A 16404-nucleotide genomic window follows, 5' to 3' on the forward strand; every position below is an offset into this window, starting at 1 on the left:
AACACGAGATTACAAAACACCGAATGAGTTATTTAAAGGAATACCCACTCATTTACTTCGTCCATTACGGTGTTGCGCTTAATATGTGAATCCAAGCTGATTTTTTTATTTTATAAATTAAGCAATATTTTGTGCAATGTTTCTACCTACTCCCTCTGACGTTAAAATTATTTTCCCTGGGTTAGAATCTTCATAAATTAATTTGGCAGAGGTATAACTTGTTACATCGATATTGGCAGCACCAATTGTAACAGTATAGATATTATTAGATAAAATATATCCTTTGCCTTTAATATAGCCTTTTTTACTTAGGTTCATAATATGTCCTGCAACACACGAGCGGCTAATCCCGAGGATATCAGCAAATTCTTGCTGTTGTATGAAAGGATCGGCCTTCAATAATTGCAATATCTGATTTCCCCTTTTCGACATATCATGCTCTTAGCTATTTTTTTGTACTTATTTTTTATACTTATGTTGTATGGCATGTCTGATAAACAGTAAAGATTATTTTGATATTTTATTCCAATTATGAGAATACGATCGTAAGTTATATAAAATGAACATTTTACATAAAAATATGTCTTTAATCTTGAATTTTATACTAAAGAAATAGATAAAATAAGAATATCGTATACGTATATTAAACTAACTATATTTAGTCCTGCTATAAAATTTTATTAAACAAATGGTTGCATTTTTTTAGGGAAGCAGCAAACAAATGTTTGGTTTTCATCGTGTATTTTTTATCGTTGGATAAATTAATGGAGGATGTAATGAATTTAGTTAAAAACGAGGAGAAGATAACTCTTCAGTCATATAGCGTGCTATATGACTGAAGATCCATTTCCTTACTTAGTCTGAAATTAGAAGCTTGCTAATTATCATATATTATTTCTTATCAACTAATATATGATATGAAACTGCAATACCTGCGGCTTGTCCAGCAAGTGAAGGCTCGTCACTGGCTAAGTACAACCCTGAAATATAGTGGCCATCAACAGCATATTTTCTGTAGTTACTGGCATAGCGTTGACCAAGCCTAAATTGACGACCATCACTTAATGTAAAGAATGCCTCATCAACAGCACCATTTCCCCATACTTCCACGCTGGTTATAACACTATCATTTAGTTCAATTGAGTTTGTTTCTGAGGTCACTGTACCCAGAGTATAAGATGATCCGTTAGTAAATGTAATGTTTATACCTCCAACTCTAGGAGCATTTCCAATTCTCTGTACATATCCAATCAGTGATTTTATTTTATTATATTCCCCATTAATAAAAGAGGGTTTGAATGGTTCTTCCATTTGCTCATCTTCGGTAAGAGCCTGGAGTCTTGTTTTGTTTGTTGAGCGATCAAATACAGTGGAATAACTGATAGTTTTCGGATAGAAGCTCTGCTCAAGACTGTTATTTTGTATATGCTCAATGACTTCAAGGCACTCTAATCCATGTAATAAACAATACCCTCTTATAGACAATAAATTATTGGTAATAGTTGTTGCTGTTGAGGTATTTACCGCATTATCGTATTCACGGGTATACATTTCATGAATATAGCTATTGGCCTTGGCATATAGATTTTCGATAAGCTGATTTAATTCATTAACTTCTATATCTGTTAGCAAAATATCATTTTTCTTCTCTATACCCATTTTCCAGTAAGGTGCCTGTAACATAAGCGTATTGGTGTACATTGGAAGAATTTGATAGTTTGTTTTATTATCAAAAGATTTGAATTTTTCATCTATACTTACCAGATACCTCGCTAAGAACATATATGCGTCATGGCTTTCTTGAGTGCCTGGTGAGGTTTCTAGCATATATTCCACATGTTCCATCTTTCCTTTTATTTCTTGTATATCTCCATTCAGTATTCCTTGAATAGTTTTTAAATTCGCTTCCTCTATCATCTGCTCTACTTTTTGGAGAATTTGCTCCCAGGTATTGTCTGTTTGTTGCGGCCAAAATAGCCCTAGCAAAAACGATATTGCTGAACCCGGCCCGGGAATAAAGCCTATTCCCCCAATAATGGCATCTTTTATTATTGATGACATATCCCATTCATAATTAGGGGTTGAAACTGCATAAGGTGCTGTTAACACAGATTCATTAATTAAAGATAATATCTCTGAAGGTTGTGATTCATTTGTGTTCATAAGTTCGTTATTCATGATTTTATTTCTTACCTTAAAAATATAATTTGAAATTTATTTATTATATATGTTGTCTTTCAAGTTGCAGATTTGTTGGCTGCAGCTTGATATTCATAGGGTAGATAAATGATATTTTATCTCATTATTTTTCATAGCCTGTGACAAAGGCCCGTTTATCTGTATCGTTATAAATGACAACCTTACTGTAATATACAGAATTGCTAGGTGAGTTCAATATTCCATCTTCTCCTGCTTTTACAATGATAGATGAATGTTCGAACCATTCTGATGTAAAAGAATGAGACCAATAAAAAACAGCTCTCACTGATGCGGCAGGGCCGGAATTAGCTATATAGTAATTTGGTCGTGTTTCAGGAATAATTGGTGTATCAGTTCTTGTTGCTTGGATAGACGAATGTGGCTCTATTGTCATATCCTTATAATTACTAATTGAAAAAGGTTCTGAAAAAGGGGTATTTTTGATATCAGTTTCTGATCCTATGTTGTTACTAATCTTTATACTACTACCACTTATATTTATTGTAATCATAAGGAATTCTCCTGTTAAATTTAATGTTGAATAAAATATATTATCTATTTATTAGTGTATAAGGTGCTTTTTGCTGTGTTTTATCTTTTGCCTATCATTAAAACATAGACTTATTTATATTGAAAGTGTCTTATCTAAGCACTATTTTAGTAGGTATTCTAATCTGGTTTTGGAGATTATGTGAAAACTAAAAAATAGTTATTTGTTTTAATATTTATATACTTTTAAGAAATAATACTTTCAGTGATTAGATAAGATTAATATGTGTGATGGTGCATATGTTCTCATGGTATTCCTACTGATTTAAAGAATTACAGCATCCGAGTGCCTAAGTTCACGCTTCTTTCTGGCTATACCAGGATAGTTCCTTGATTGTCACAGACGGCAGCCAGAACTAATACTTCTGATTTAAATCCCGCTACACGTCTTGGCGGCAAATTGACTACTGCCAGTATCAGGGCGCGAGCATAATTTGATCGATATTCAGCCAAAGAAAACACTGGCGCGATAGTCATCACACCAGCTTCTTTTTTAAGCTTATTTCTTTGGCTTCAACGACGTTAATCCGAAACGGTTATTAAACAATAAATACCCTAATGATACGGTAATGGTCAGATCATTCACGTACAAGTACAAATAGGTGCCGAGGATCCCGGATTCTGCAGGCGGCATACGATCATTTTAGTATAGCTTTATAAAAATACTTACGCTAATTTTTTTATTTTTTTACAAAATCAAAAAAGTTGAATCATTTAATTAAATTTTTTAATTGTTTGAATGCATTGAAATAATATATATTGATTCTCATCATTTTCGTCAGTATATGAATAGCTTAATAAAAAAAGCATCTGAGTCATAAATTGTCCTTATGTAATATTAATATGTGTGGGTAAAATAAGTTGTTATTTATTTAAAATTAACTAGTTACGTCTTTTGGGTTTGTCTGGAGAAATGAGATAAACAAACGTATTTTATTTATATTTGTTATAACTTATTTCTTTTTGTTCTGTTTTAATTAAAAATTTTTATCATGTTATATACCTAAGGGATTTCGAGATACAGAACGTCAGCAATGGCGTTAATCCGGGAGTATAGATAACCATATGTTTATAAAAACGGTGACTGGGTTGAGTGAATACAGTCAACAAAGCTGCCATTTGAAAGGCGATGGGTATATCTAACAGAATAATAATCAATAACTTATATGTAATAACTTTTACGTTATGACTATATAAATGAATTGTCAGTAATGTAAAGGCAATGAATTAGGAATAAATTATGGAACGTTTTGACATAGAAAAGGTATCGAGCAAAATTTTATATGAATTATTGCAATATCGACGCCGTTTTCCAGAATCTGAACATACAATTCAATATGAAGAAGAAAGAATCTTTGAGGTTCAGCTCCCGCGTATTCGTGCCTTTGTTGAGCAAGGAAAAACCGTAAAATGTATTTTACCTGCGTTTCCAACAAAATCCCCAAATCCTCGCAAAGTATTAGGTAAGATGCCTGATATGGCAGAAAAATTATCACTAATTTTCTTAAACTCTCTTTGCCAGCGTATTCAGCTTTATTATCCACCTGGGGCAAAAATTATTATTTGCTCCGATGGACATGTATTCAGTGATCTTATCCGTGTTGATGATAGCACGATTACCTATTACCAATTGGAAATTGAAAAACTGTTGCATGAGTTAGGCGCAACTCATCTTTCGGTCTTCAATCTCAGTAACGTGGAGTCACTCACGCAACATACGCATGATTATGATCATCTGCGTAAGTTGCTGGTAGGTCGTTATGCCTCTTCAATCGAGGAAATTAAAGAGACACTCAAAGAAAACGAAGAAGGTTTGCTGTTGTATCGGGCAATCACTCGTTTTCTTTATGAAGATAGTTTATTACCAGAATATACCGGTTCAAAAAATGCACTGCAAAAAGATGCACGTCAGCGCTCTGTTGGGGTTATTCAGCGTAGTTGGGCATGGGGAAATTTATTAGCGGAACAGTTCCCGTTAGCGCTTCGCCTTTCAATACATCCACAGCCTGTGGATAGTCTCAAATTAGGTATTCATATGATGCCGACTAGGGATGATTGGCTGACACCGTGGCATGGTGTCGCTGCCAATATCAACGGCCAGTTTGTGCTGATGAAAAGTGATGAAGTGAAAAAGATGAAAGGAAAACTGATCGAAATTCGGGGAGTGCCAAGCCATTACGTGATTGAAACAGAACCGGAAAGGTATCAGGAAACAAAACCCGAAATTGCGGCTGTGCATGCAGATTAACCAATTAATATAACGGATTATTTAAGAGCAAATCATGAATACATATGAACTTGATTGTCATATTGAGTTAGTGAAACCTTTCGGACTGTTTATTACACCTAATTATCCTGATCAGGATATTACTACGTTACCGATTGATGCTTTGCGCGAGTTGGCACGAACTCATCTTTTGGTAGTATTGCGCGGCTTTCAGTCCGGCTTCACGGACAACAATAAGCTGACGGAATATACCAGCCGCTGGGGGGAGTTAATGACATGGTCTTTTGGGGTGATATTGGATGTGATGGAACGGCCTGAACCATCAGATCATGTTCTGGACAGTGGTAGTGTGCCGTTGCATTGGGATGGGATGTATAGAGAAACGCTCCCAGAATTTCAGATATTTCATTGTGTTTCTGCCCCGGAAGCGGCGCAAGGAGGGCGTACTACATTTGTTAACACTGAGCAATTGATTATTGATGCCAGTGATGAGGAGCGTAATACATGGAAGAATACCACCATCACCTATCGCACAAGCCGAGTGACCCATTATGGCGGCGAAGTTGTTTCCCCGTTAGTATGTCTTCATCCCGGCGGTAAAAAATGGGTAATGCGTTACAATGAGCCGATGGGTAAAGATGATGCTAAGTATGCTGATCATCATTCTTTGAAAATAGATGGAGTGTCACCGGAAGAGCAAAAAATCCTTGAGGAAATGCTGTATAACCGATTGTATGATCCGCGTTATTTCTATGCTCATCAATGGCAGTCTGGTGACATCGCGATTTGTGATAATTTCAATTTATTACATGGACGTGAAGCTTTTATTTCCCGTTCTCCCCGCCATATTCAGCGGGTACATATTCACGGTACACCCGTGTGTAACAATCACAGTTTCCGCACTATTTCTGTTTCCAATGCTGATTGAGTCAATGTTTCCTTGAAGGAGGTTTGATTAATGTCTCGTATTGTTTTAGCAACTATTGCAACGCCTGGTCACGTTTTTCCAATGCTCACTATTGCGGAACATTTAATCGGACAGGGACATGATGTCACAATATTCAGTGGAACTCTGTTTCAACAGCAAACGGAAGCATTAGGAGCCACTTTTGTCCCCTTTGATGGGCAGGTGGATGTTGATTACCGCTATCTGGAAAAATATTTCCCCGAACGGGCCCAGCACCCTCCGGGGAATGTTCAGATGGCGCTATCGTTAAGGAGATTTTTTGCCACACCTATTCCTGTGTTGTCGAAGCAATTAATGCAACTGATTGCAGCGGGACACGCTGATTTGTTGATTATCGACAACACCTTTTATGCCGCGTTGCCATTATTGCAACAACCGTCTGACAAACGTATTCCTGTCATTGCTATTGGTGTGACTCCGTTGCCGTGGTCATCAAAGGATGCCGTATTCTGGGGGGCCAGGATACCACCTGAATTATTACCTGCTGATTTAACACGCGATCAATTAGTGGATAGGGAAACGCACCAATTAATTGAACAGGTCAGGGAAGCCTTTAATCAGTCGCTTGTTGCCGTTGATTGCCTCCCACTGACAAAGGATTATAATGATATTTTGATGAGCGGAGTTGATCGTTACTTGCAACTGGCAACTCAATCATTTGAATTTACCCGTAATGATTTACCTGCGACGGTGGATTTTATCGGCGCGTTGCCGGTGAAAGTGGAAGATGATAAAACGCAAATCAGTTGGCCGAATGAAAACCTGCCGTTGATTTTAGTAACTCAGGGAACACTGGCTAATATTGATTTTAACCAATTGATATTACCTACATTGCGTGCATTGTCCGCTTTACCTGTTCGGATATTGGCGATTACAGGCGGGCGGTCTGTCGATGTCCTGGGTGAAGATATTCCAGAAAATGCCAAAGTCGTAGAATATATTAATTTTGAACACTGGTTGCCAAAAACATCAATTTTTATTAACAATGGTGGTTATGGTTCACTGAATTCAGCCATTCGTCACGGTGTTCCTTTGGTGGTAGCGGGAACAGGAGATGGTAAACTGGAAGCTGTTGCCCGTGTTATCTGGTCACGTTGTGGCATCAGCCTGCATACTGATACTCCAAGTGAACAGCAATTATATCAGGCGGTGACCAGAATATTATCTTCCCCGATATGGTACCAGCAGGCACAGATTATTAAGGCAGATTATGATTCCCATGATGCCTTGGCATCAATAACGCGTCATGTTAATGAACTGATCGCACGATAAATAAACCATAAAATAGAACGCGGTAGGTTTTTCATACCGCGTTCTTTTATGGGCAGTTCTTTTATGGATAGTTCTTTTATGGGTAAATGTAATCAGACTTTTTCTTTTACACCTTCAACAGAAATGATCAACTCAACTTCCTGAGATTTTGGCCCCAGATCACTTTTGATATTAAAATCTTTCAATTTGATTTTCCCATTGGCTTCAAAGCCTGCACGGTATCCCCCCCAGGGGTCATTACCTTCTCCCACCAGTTTGGCACTTAATGTCACCGGCTTTGTGACGCCATTTAGTGTCAGATCACCGACGATAGTGTAATTCTCACCCGTTTTTTTCACTTCGGTTGATGTGAATTTGGCTTCTGGATATTTTGCAACATTTAAAAAATCGGCACTGCGAAGGTGCTTATCACGTTCAGCATGATTGGTATCAACACTATTTGTTTTAATAATGACATCAACCTTATCTGTAGCGGGATTTTGCGCATCGAACGTAAACCTGCCGTCGAATTTCCTGAAATTACCGTAAAGCCAGCTGATACCTAAATGTTGGATACGGAATTCAATAAAAGCATGTTGACCAGCTGTATCAATTTTATAGTCAGCAGCCATTGCAGAGTTGGTTCCCATTAATAAAACACCTGCTGTCAGGCTGATTAATGTTTTTTTAAGCATTGTTTTTTTAAACATATAAGATTCTCCAGAATTACTTTTCATCAGAATTAAAACCAAACATACGTTTCAGGGTAAGATCGTGGTCAATAAAGTGATGTTTGAATGCCGCAAGCCCGTGCAATAACGAAAGCACTACAACAATCCAAGCGAGGTAAAGGTGAATAACACCAGCAGTATCAGCCTGTATGCCTTGTGCTGTTAGAGTTGCGGGAACTTCAAACCATCCAAAAATACTGATGGGATCACCCTCTGCGGTAGAAATCAGGTATCCGCTGGCTAAAATGCCAAACAGAACAATATAGAGAGTGTGATGCATCAATTTTGAACCAATTCGAGTGAGGGGGCTGTAGCTTGCCAGAGCTTTTGGTGGTGGCGAGATAAATAGCCATATGACACGAATAACCATGACAATAAACAAGCATATTCCGATACTTTTATGCAGTTCCGGTGCGCGATGATACCAAGTATCGTAGTAGCTTAATGTCACCATCCATAATCCAAGAGCAAACATCCCGTAAACGGCAAGGGCGACCAGCCAATGGATTAACACAGAAATATGACCAAAGTGTGTGGAAGTATTTTTTAATAGCATATTGTTTCCTTATTTTTGATCATCTATACCCGTCCTCTTTCAAGTTGCAGCTTTGTTGGCTGCGCTCACTCACCCCAGTCACATAGTTAGCAGTCACATAGTTAGCTATGCTCCCGGGGGGTCATTCCCTTGCCGTCGCGCCGCATCTTGAAATCCATTGGGTATATACCCGTCGTTCTCCAATTTGCTACTTTTTTATCTGCGCAACTTGAAACTGACTGGGCATAACACCCAAAAATGCATTGTGAAATTCAATGAAAAATTTAAGGTATTATAGTAGATAAAAATATTATTTTAGTGAATCTTAAAAAAATTATCTGTCTAAGAATGTCAAAATTTATCAACAATAAAATAAAAACATGTCGTTTTAGAGATAATTAGGGTAAATCTAATATTTTTTAGGTCATTTACTTATTGCCAATTAATTGCCTTGTGACCGTTTGTTTTTATAAATTGAATCTGATTTTTTATTTCAGGAGGTTTTTGTAAATAATTTTTTATTATAAATATATTCAAGCCATGTGACAGGTGCTTCAGCATCAAAATATTCTTGCCTCAATGTGGTGAAATCCACATCTCTGCCTTTGACCCAATTGATATCAGCCAGTCCACGATTCACCATCAATACCTGATCGAAAGGCTGCTGCCAATATATTCGCTTGGCTTGCTCTGCCCAAAAAGCATTAGGATCATCAATCGAATGCTGATAGAAGTCTTGGAATGACATAACTTATCCTGGTACTGCACAGATGAGAAGCGGCTCCAGAAGCCAGAACCGCCATCTTTCATCTTTTTTAAGCCATAGTTTGAAATCTATTGGTTACAGGTTATAAACGTACAAATCGAGATATTCGTTTACAGGGATGTCTCTCAATGAGATGAGGTTGAGGGAGACAGCCTGAATTTTTTGTTGTTGCTCTTCTGAAAAACGGCGCGACAGATTGATTTTGAATTTTTCCTCTAACAAAGGAATACCATCTTTGCGGCGGCGGGCATGCCCAATTGGGAATTCAACCTTCACTTCATCCAGTTGAGAGCCATCGGTAAATTCCAGAGTCAGTGCATTGGCAATGGAGCGTTTTTCTGGATCGTGATAATCATGAGTGAAATCGGGATCTTCGACGCAGCTTATTTTTTTCCGTAAAGCATCAATACGGGGATCGATGGCGATATTGTCCTCATAATCCGCAGCAGTCAGGCGACCAAAAATCAGCGGTATGGCAACCATATATTGAATGCAGTGATCTCTGTCTGCCGGATTATTCAGTGGGCCTTGTTTATCGATAATCCTGATACAGGCCTCATGGGTTCGGATAGTAATCCGGGCGATATCTTCAACTTGTTTACCCCGTTCTTTCAGTTGCTGATGCAGGATCATGGCTGCTTCTACGGCAGTTTGTGAATGGAACTCTGCCGGGAAAGAGATTTTGAACAACACATTCTCCATCACATAAGAGCCATAGGGACGCTGGAATTTGAATGGCTGACCATTGAATAAAACATCATAAAACCCCCACGTTTTTTCTGTTAATACGGAGGGGTATCCCATTTCGCCTTTTTGCGCAATCAGAGCAAGGCGTACTGCGCGGGAAGTTGCATCTCCTGCCGCCCAGGATTTGCGGGAACCGGTATTGGGCGCATGGCGATAGGTTCTTAAGGATTGTCCATCGACCCAGGCCAGTGAAACTGCACTTAACATTTCCTCACGCGACAAGCCCAGCATATGGGCAACAACTGCTGTGGAAGCCACTTTGACTAAGACCACATGATCCAATCCGACTTTATTGAAAGCATTTTCCAACGCCAGACAGCCTTGAATTTCATGGGCTTTAATCATGGCTGTCAGTACATCCCACATGGTTAGAGGTGTTTTCCCCCGAGCCACGGCATTTCTTGATATCCAATCAGCAGTGGCAAGTATTCCCCCAAGATTATCAGACGGATGTCCCCATTCAGCCGCCAACCAAGTGTCGTTAAAATCTAGCCAGCGGATCATTGTACCAATATTGAATGCAGCCTGAACGGGGTCAAGTTCAAATTGCGTTCCCGGTACGCGCGCTCCGTTAGGCACAATTGTCCCCGGAACAATAGGTCCCAATAGTTTTGTGCAGGCGGGGTATTCTAATGCTTCTAAACCACAGCCCAGTGTATCAATAAGGCAATGATGGGCAGTCGCGTAAGCAATTGGGGATACGACAATGTAATCCATGACATAATCCACAATATCCACAATCACGTGATCATAGTCAGGGCGGTTACTCACAGCAGAGGCAGACATAATCAATCCTTAAATTGTTATTTATACCTGTCGTCTTTCAAGTTGCAGCTTTGTTGGCTGCGCTCACTCACCCCAGTCACATAGTTATCTATGCTCCAGGGGATTAATGAAAGGCTCCTGCCTTTCACCGGAGGCCAGCCTTTGGCTGGGCAAATTCGTTCCCGACGAATTTGTCATTCCCTTGCCGTCGCGCTGCATCTTGAAATCCAATGGGTATATAAATTGCACTATTTACGTTTATCAATGGGTATAAATTGTAAATTTTCAGGGCCGGTATAGTTAGCTGAAGGACGGATAATTTTATTATCAATACGTTGTTCCATAATATGTGCCGCCCAGCCTGAAGTACGGGCAATGACAAACAGTGGCGTAAACATAGCAGTAGGAATGCCCATCATGTGATAAGACACCGCAGAGAACCAATCGAGGTTTGGAAACATTTTCTTGTTATCCCACATCACAGATTCAATTCGATTCGCAATATCATACATTTGGGTTGTACCTGCTTCTTGAGATAGTTGCAGGGCGATTTCTTTAATCACTTTATGGCGTGGATCGGAAACGGTATAAACCGGATGACCAAAGCCGATGATGACTTCTTTTCGCTCCAAACGGGCAAGAATATCGGCCTCAGCTTGATCAGATGAGTCATAGCGCTGCTGGATTTCGAACGAAACTTCATTGGCCCCACCATGTTTCGGCCCTCTCAGAGCACCAATACCGCCGATAATGGCAGAATAAGTATCTGATCCTGTACCTGCAATCACGCGGCTGGTAAAAGTCGAGGCATTGAATTCATGCTCGGCATACAGGATAAGGGAGATATGCATTGCTTTTTCCCAAGATTCAGGTGGCTTCTGGCCATGCAGGAGATGGAGGAAATGCCCGCCGATAGAATCATCATCAGTTTCAACTTCAATGCGTCGCCCGTTATGGCTGTAGTGATACCAATAAAGCAACATCGAACCAAGGGAAGCCAACAGACGATCGGCGATATCACGTGCGCCAGCAAGGTTATGATCTTCTTTTTCCGGCAGGGTACAGCCCAGAACAGAAACACCCGTGCGCATGACATCCATTGGATGCGCCACTGCTGGCAGGGCTTCCAATGCCGATTTAACGCTACCGGGCAGACCGCGGAAGGCTTTCAATTTGGCTTTATAGGAAATGAGTTCTGCGCGGGAAGGAAGCTTATCGTGAATAAGTAGATAAGCTATTTCTTCAAATTCACAATGGGCGGCTAAATCGAGAATATCATAACCACGGTAATGTAATTCACTACCGTTTTTTCCCACAGTACAGAGTGCCGTATTGCCCGCAATAATGCCGGACAAGGCAACGGATTTTTTGGGTTTGAATTGAATTGATTCAGAAGATCCCGTTGTCGTATTCTGTTTATTCATGAATATCCCCTCTGCTGTTTTTCTGCGAAAACAGGGCATCCAGTTTTCGCTCAAAAGCGTAGTAGTTGATGCTTTCATACAGTTCATTGCGGGTTTGCATCATATCAATGACATTTTTCTGTGTGCCGTCGTGACGCAAAGCGGTATAGACTTGTTCGGCGGCTTTATTCATCGCTCGAAACGCCGATAGCGGGTAAAGGGCGATAGCGACATCCACGCTCCTTAATTCTTCAATAGTAAAGAGCGGGGTAGCGCCAAACTCAGTAATATTCGCCAAAATGGGAACTTGTATTCTGGATGCGAATTCCTTATACATATGCAGTTCTGTAATAGCTTCAGGGAACAGCATATCCGCGCCAGCTTCAATGTAGGCAGCGGCTCTGTCCAGAGCGGCACCCAACCCTTCCACAGCCAATGCATCAGTACGTGCCATAATGACAAAATTTGCATCGGTGCGGGCATCAACGGCAGCCTTGATGCGATCTACCATTTCTCCTTTGGAGACAATTTCTTTATTTGGACGATGCCCACAACGTTTGGCACCGACCTGATCTTCAATATGGATGCCCGCAGCGCCTGCTTTGATAATAGAACGAACAGTGCGGGCAACATTAAATGCAGAGGAACCAAAACCAATATCAGCATCGACGAGAAGCGGTAAATCGCATACATCTGTAATACGGCGAATATCAGTCAATACATCATCCAGGGTCGAAATGCCTAAATCCGGCAAGCCGAGCGAACCAGCAGATACGCCACCACCTGAAAGATAAATAGCCTTGTAGCCTGCTCGTTTTGCCAGTAACGCATGATTTGCGTTGATGGTTCCGACTACCTGTAACGGAGATTCGGCCTCTATTGCTTGACGAAAAGCCAAACCCGCGGAATAAAATGCCATATATAACCTCATTGTTACTAAAATGAAACCTACTTGTACTGTGTTGTTATGTAAGCAAAGTATATGCCAAAAATTAAAAATAATAGCAAAAATTACGCCAGAATTTGATCATCAGGCAGAAATCACCTCTATCCAGTTGGGTTTCGAATATGCAATTCAACATATTCGTAAGCGTCTGGAAACAGAGCATTGTGATGCCGTAATTTGTGCCGGTTCTAATGGCGCTTATTTGAAAAGCCGCTTATCCGTGCCGGTGATTATTGCCAGGGCCAGTGGATTTGATGTCATGCAAGCATTGGCTCGTGCCCGGCAAATCAGTTCCCGAATTGGTGTCATTAATTACCAGAATACTTTTCCTGTATTGGAAGAGTTTCAGCAGAGCTTCAACCTACGAATTGAACAGCGTAGCTATGTGACGGAAGAAGATGCCAGAACACAAGTCAATGCTTTAAAATCGATGGGCATCAAAGTGATTGTCGGCGCAGGGTTAATTACCGATCTTGCTTATGAAGCGGATCTGGTGGGTGTTTTTATCTATTCCGCTGATTCTATCCGGCAGGCATTTCAGGATGCGCTGGATATGGCCAAAATGACCAAACTCAATCAGTCAATAATTTCTCCTTTCCCAATGGAGGATAAATTACGCATTCGCCATACGATCAGCGACATTAAGGGAAATTCTGCTGCAATGGAACATGTTCGCAATACTATTATTCTGTATTCCCGTTCGGTGGCTACGGTCTTGATTCAGGGCGAAAGCGGTACAGGGAAAGAGCTGGTGGCACAAGCCATTCATTACGAATATACATTGCGTTACGGGCAATTGCGTTACGGACAGCGGGTGGGCAAACATCCACGACCCTTTGTAGCCGTTAATTGTGGTGCGATTGCTCACAGAGGAACATTGTTTCTGGATGAAATCGGTGAAATGCCGCTACCTCTGCAAACACGGTTATTGCGGGTATTGGAGGAAAAATCTGTTGTCAGGGTCGGAGGATATCGCCCGATTATTGTTGATGTCCGTATCATCTGTGCAACTCATTGTGATTTGGATACATGGGTGCGAGAAGGGCGTTTTCGTGCAGATTTGTTCTATCGTTTATGTGTATTGCGGATCAATATACCGGCTTTGCGGGAAAGGGAAAATGATATGGGTTTATTGGCAATGGAATACCTGCAACGGGCATTTTCAGCGCAAAATTTATCTGTTTCAGCATCGAAAAGAAAAGAATTTGTTGCTTGCCATGAAGTCCTGCAATCCTATCACTGGCCGGGAAATGTACGTGAATTGCGTAACTTGATGGAACGGATAGCGCTTTATTTAAGTGCCAATTCTGAACAGTCCCTGACTCCTGAATTGATATTATCGCTCTCACCTGAGCGTCAGATTGATATTAATGATGCCGATAATTGTATAAAAGCAGCCAAGTTTATTGAATCACCTTTATTTATTGAAAGTATTCCTTCAGCGCATGAGGTTATGGCACGATTTTCAGGTAATCGTCGTGCAGCGGCGGAATATCTGGGAATTAGCCGCACGACATTATGGCGGAGATTAAAGTGGGAACAGGATAAAATTAAATAGCGTTCCAAAATTGCAGATCATTTTCTACTCCTCGCTACACCCGACATTCAAAGTATCTTCACGGACTCTGGCTATATGGGCCAGCTTTTTGCCGATGCCATCAGCAATGTTCAGGTCAGATGGTGACCGTGCAAACCGTACAAATAGCCAAGCGCCATATAAGAGGAAAACATATCCCGATAAGAGGAAAACATATCCCGACAGCTATCGCCAATCACTGGGTGTAGGACTATTGATGCCTCGTCGGGAATAATGTAGTAGCGTACCATCATCTTTTCTAGTATTGAAATTCATCAGATGATCATACTATCAACGTATATTGAGGGACACAGCTAGAGGTTAATTTCCATCTGTTGCGTGTCACGCTGAACGGTCAGCTTAAGTTTTCCCTCCGGTGTCAGCCTAAGCCATTTTCTCACTTCATCAATCTGTGCCGGAGAATAGGCGACACCGTTTACCTTTAGTAAGATATCACCATTACGCAGCCCAGTATTCCGAAGAGCTGCATCATTGTTATAAAACACCTTAATATGCTGATGGGCATAATGTACGCTGATGGAACGTTTCGAAGCCAGACCATGCCGCTCGATGGACTGCGTATCATAGCAGAACATCATCCGTGAGGGGATAAAGGCATAGCGTTTAAAACGTGACAGGAACCCCATGCCCACAGCGAACTGCTGGTTTTGACTTTCACTGACTGTGATTTCACCAAGTGGCATGTTGTTGAAAGCTAACCCTTTCAGGATATAAACTGGGGTGTTGATCATACCGCTTGCATCAACGCCAGGCGAATTCACGGAATCCAGTGTCACTGAACCCTTATGCTCTTTTACAAAATGGATGAAATCGCTGGCAACGTAACTTTCGCCCGCACCAGTATCAATACGGAAAGGTACATGATTGTCACCATAATTAAACCAAAGCTGTGGCATTCGGTTATAACTGTCATCATAACCTGTACATTGCTGATACGCGAGAGCGGAAGGCCCGTCTTTTAAAAGAACCAGGCGTTTCTTTTCATTATCGACCTGCCAGTTTATTTTTCTAAAAGTATCGATACCGATAATACCGTTGATATCCACACCCAGTGACTGAACAAACAGTGATAAATCCATCGACAACCAAATATCATTATCCCGAATTTCTTGTGAGCCAATGGAGAAAGGCATCGGTTTCAGAATAGTGAAATTCTGGTTTTCCAAACTCCCTGAGACGGTTTTGACATGAGAGAATTCCTGACGATAATTTGCAGGAAGCTCAGATAATAGCCAAGGCTGTGTAATCTCAGCTGCAATATTTTTATCAATAACAGTTACGCTCGCGCCTGTATCAACCAGAAAGTGCCACGTCTTATGGTTTATGGTAACCGGAACTATCAGATTTCTTTCAAAATGTGTGTCCAGTATCGACTCTGGTGTCGCAGGGTTTTTTACCTGAGCTTTGTTAGCCAGCGTATTAGCACATCCCGCCAAACCCGTCACGCATAATAGAAGCGGTACTATTTTTCTCGCTTTCCCAAATATCAATTTCATTGAATGTTTTTATCCCAATGTGTGTTCCAGAGTAATTACAAATCCGGATCAAAAAAGGCTCCTTTAGGAGCCTTTTTTGAGAAATCTTATTCACACTCCGACCACCACTATGAGCAGGGACGGGTGTTTACACAAGTAGAGTTCCCCTCTTCTTAAGAGCGATTTATAAGTGATTCAACAAAATATGTCAATCGATATGCAACAACAAAGAACCCATATCTTGTT

15 protein-coding genes and 1 pseudogene are annotated in these 16404 nt (G+C 40.6%); 4 read left to right on the forward strand and 12 right to left on the reverse strand.

Going from position 1 to position 16404, the window contains the following annotated elements; all coding sequences use genetic code 11:
- Window positions 1-120 precede the first annotated feature (120 nt).
- The 4 genes and pseudogenes from BM329_RS04890 to BM329_RS14790 all read right to left on the reverse strand — a co-directional run.
- Window positions 121-432, reverse strand: a pseudogene (locus BM329_RS04890) (HTH domain-containing protein); the annotation flags it as partial.
- 459 nt (window positions 433-891) lie between these two features.
- On the reverse strand, window positions 892-2178 hold the full coding sequence (locus BM329_RS04895) for a jacalin family lectin (RefSeq protein WP_092549743.1): 1287 nt from the start codon (window positions 2176-2178) through the stop codon (window positions 892-894).
- Window positions 2179-2302: 124 nt separating this feature from the next.
- Window positions 2303-2710, reverse strand: coding sequence for a JHE-like toxin PirA (locus BM329_RS04900; protein ID WP_092549745.1), 408 nt, complete (start codon window positions 2708-2710; stop codon window positions 2303-2305).
- Window positions 2711-3060: 350 nt separating this feature from the next.
- A complete protein-coding gene (locus BM329_RS14790) occupies window positions 3061-3225 on the reverse strand; it encodes a hypothetical protein (RefSeq protein ID WP_218153254.1) in 165 nt (54 codons plus the stop codon).
- Window positions 3226-3988: 763 nt separating this feature from the next.
- Here BM329_RS14790 and pvcA point away from each other — a divergent pair.
- The 3 genes from pvcA to BM329_RS04920 are packed head-to-tail and all read left to right on the forward strand — an operon-like array spanning window position 3989 to window position 7214.
- On the forward strand, window positions 3989-4996 hold the full coding sequence (gene pvcA, locus BM329_RS04910) for an L-tyrosine isonitrile synthase (protein WP_092549748.1): 1008 nt from the start codon (window positions 3989-3991) through the stop codon (window positions 4994-4996).
- 34 nt (window positions 4997-5030) lie between these two features.
- A complete protein-coding gene (pvcB, locus tag BM329_RS04915; RefSeq protein WP_092549751.1) occupies window positions 5031-5903 on the forward strand; it encodes a tyrosine isonitrile desaturase/decarboxylase in 873 nt (290 codons plus the stop codon).
- Window positions 5904-5933: 30 nt separating this feature from the next.
- Complete coding sequence (locus BM329_RS04920; RefSeq protein WP_092549754.1) at window positions 5934-7214, forward strand: glycosyltransferase; 1281 nt, start codon at window positions 5934-5936, stop codon at window positions 7212-7214.
- Between the two features lie 92 nt (window positions 7215-7306).
- Here BM329_RS04920 and BM329_RS04925 read toward each other — a convergent pair whose 3' ends face one another.
- From BM329_RS04925 to prpB, 6 genes are all read right to left on the reverse strand, one after another.
- Complete coding sequence (locus BM329_RS04925; protein ID WP_092549937.1) at window positions 7307-7888, reverse strand: YceI family protein; 582 nt, start codon at window positions 7886-7888, stop codon at window positions 7307-7309.
- Between the two features lie 31 nt (window positions 7889-7919).
- Window positions 7920-8480, reverse strand: coding sequence for a cytochrome b (locus tag BM329_RS04930; RefSeq protein ID WP_092549757.1), 561 nt, complete (start codon window positions 8478-8480; stop codon window positions 7920-7922).
- Between the two features lie 472 nt (window positions 8481-8952).
- Window positions 8953-9207: an acetyl-coenzyme A synthetase N-terminal domain-containing protein gene (locus BM329_RS15185; RefSeq protein WP_092549760.1), complete on the reverse strand. Its 255-nt coding sequence runs from the start codon at window positions 9205-9207 to the stop codon at window positions 8953-8955.
- A 93-nt stretch (window positions 9208-9300) separates the two neighbouring features.
- The gene (locus tag BM329_RS04940) at window positions 9301-10758 is read right to left on the reverse strand and encodes a bifunctional 2-methylcitrate dehydratase/aconitate hydratase (protein ID WP_092549763.1); all 1458 of its coding nucleotides are present in this window, start codon (window positions 10756-10758) and stop codon (window positions 9301-9303) included.
- A 227-nt stretch (window positions 10759-10985) separates the two neighbouring features.
- On the reverse strand, window positions 10986-12161 hold the full coding sequence (gene prpC, locus BM329_RS04945; RefSeq protein ID WP_092549766.1) for a bifunctional 2-methylcitrate synthase/citrate synthase: 1176 nt from the start codon (window positions 12159-12161) through the stop codon (window positions 10986-10988).
- Window positions 12154-13059, reverse strand: coding sequence for a methylisocitrate lyase (gene prpB / locus BM329_RS04950; RefSeq protein ID WP_092549769.1), 906 nt, complete (start codon window positions 13057-13059; stop codon window positions 12154-12156). The genes prpC and prpB overlap by 8 nt, the downstream gene beginning before the upstream one ends.
- Window positions 13060-13081: 22 nt before the next feature.
- On the opposite strand from prpB, the gene BM329_RS04955 reads away from it, so the two are divergent.
- Complete coding sequence (locus tag BM329_RS04955) at window positions 13082-14644, forward strand: sigma-54-dependent Fis family transcriptional regulator (RefSeq protein ID WP_092549772.1); 1563 nt, start codon at window positions 13082-13084, stop codon at window positions 14642-14644.
- A 110-nt stretch (window positions 14645-14754) separates the two neighbouring features.
- Here BM329_RS04955 and BM329_RS14665 read toward each other — a convergent pair whose 3' ends face one another.
- A complete protein-coding gene (locus BM329_RS14665; RefSeq protein WP_177216188.1) occupies window positions 14755-14916 on the reverse strand; it encodes a hypothetical protein in 162 nt (53 codons plus the stop codon).
- A 60-nt stretch (window positions 14917-14976) separates the two neighbouring features.
- On the reverse strand, window positions 14977-16179 hold the full coding sequence (locus BM329_RS04960; RefSeq protein WP_092549775.1) for a retroviral-like aspartic protease family protein: 1203 nt from the start codon (window positions 16177-16179) through the stop codon (window positions 14977-14979).
- Between the last annotated feature and the right edge of the window lie 225 nt (window positions 16180-16404).

It is taken from the genome of Xenorhabdus koppenhoeferi (assembly GCF_900116635.1).
Taxonomy (GTDB): Bacteria; Pseudomonadota; Gammaproteobacteria; order Enterobacterales; family Enterobacteriaceae; genus Xenorhabdus; species Xenorhabdus koppenhoeferi.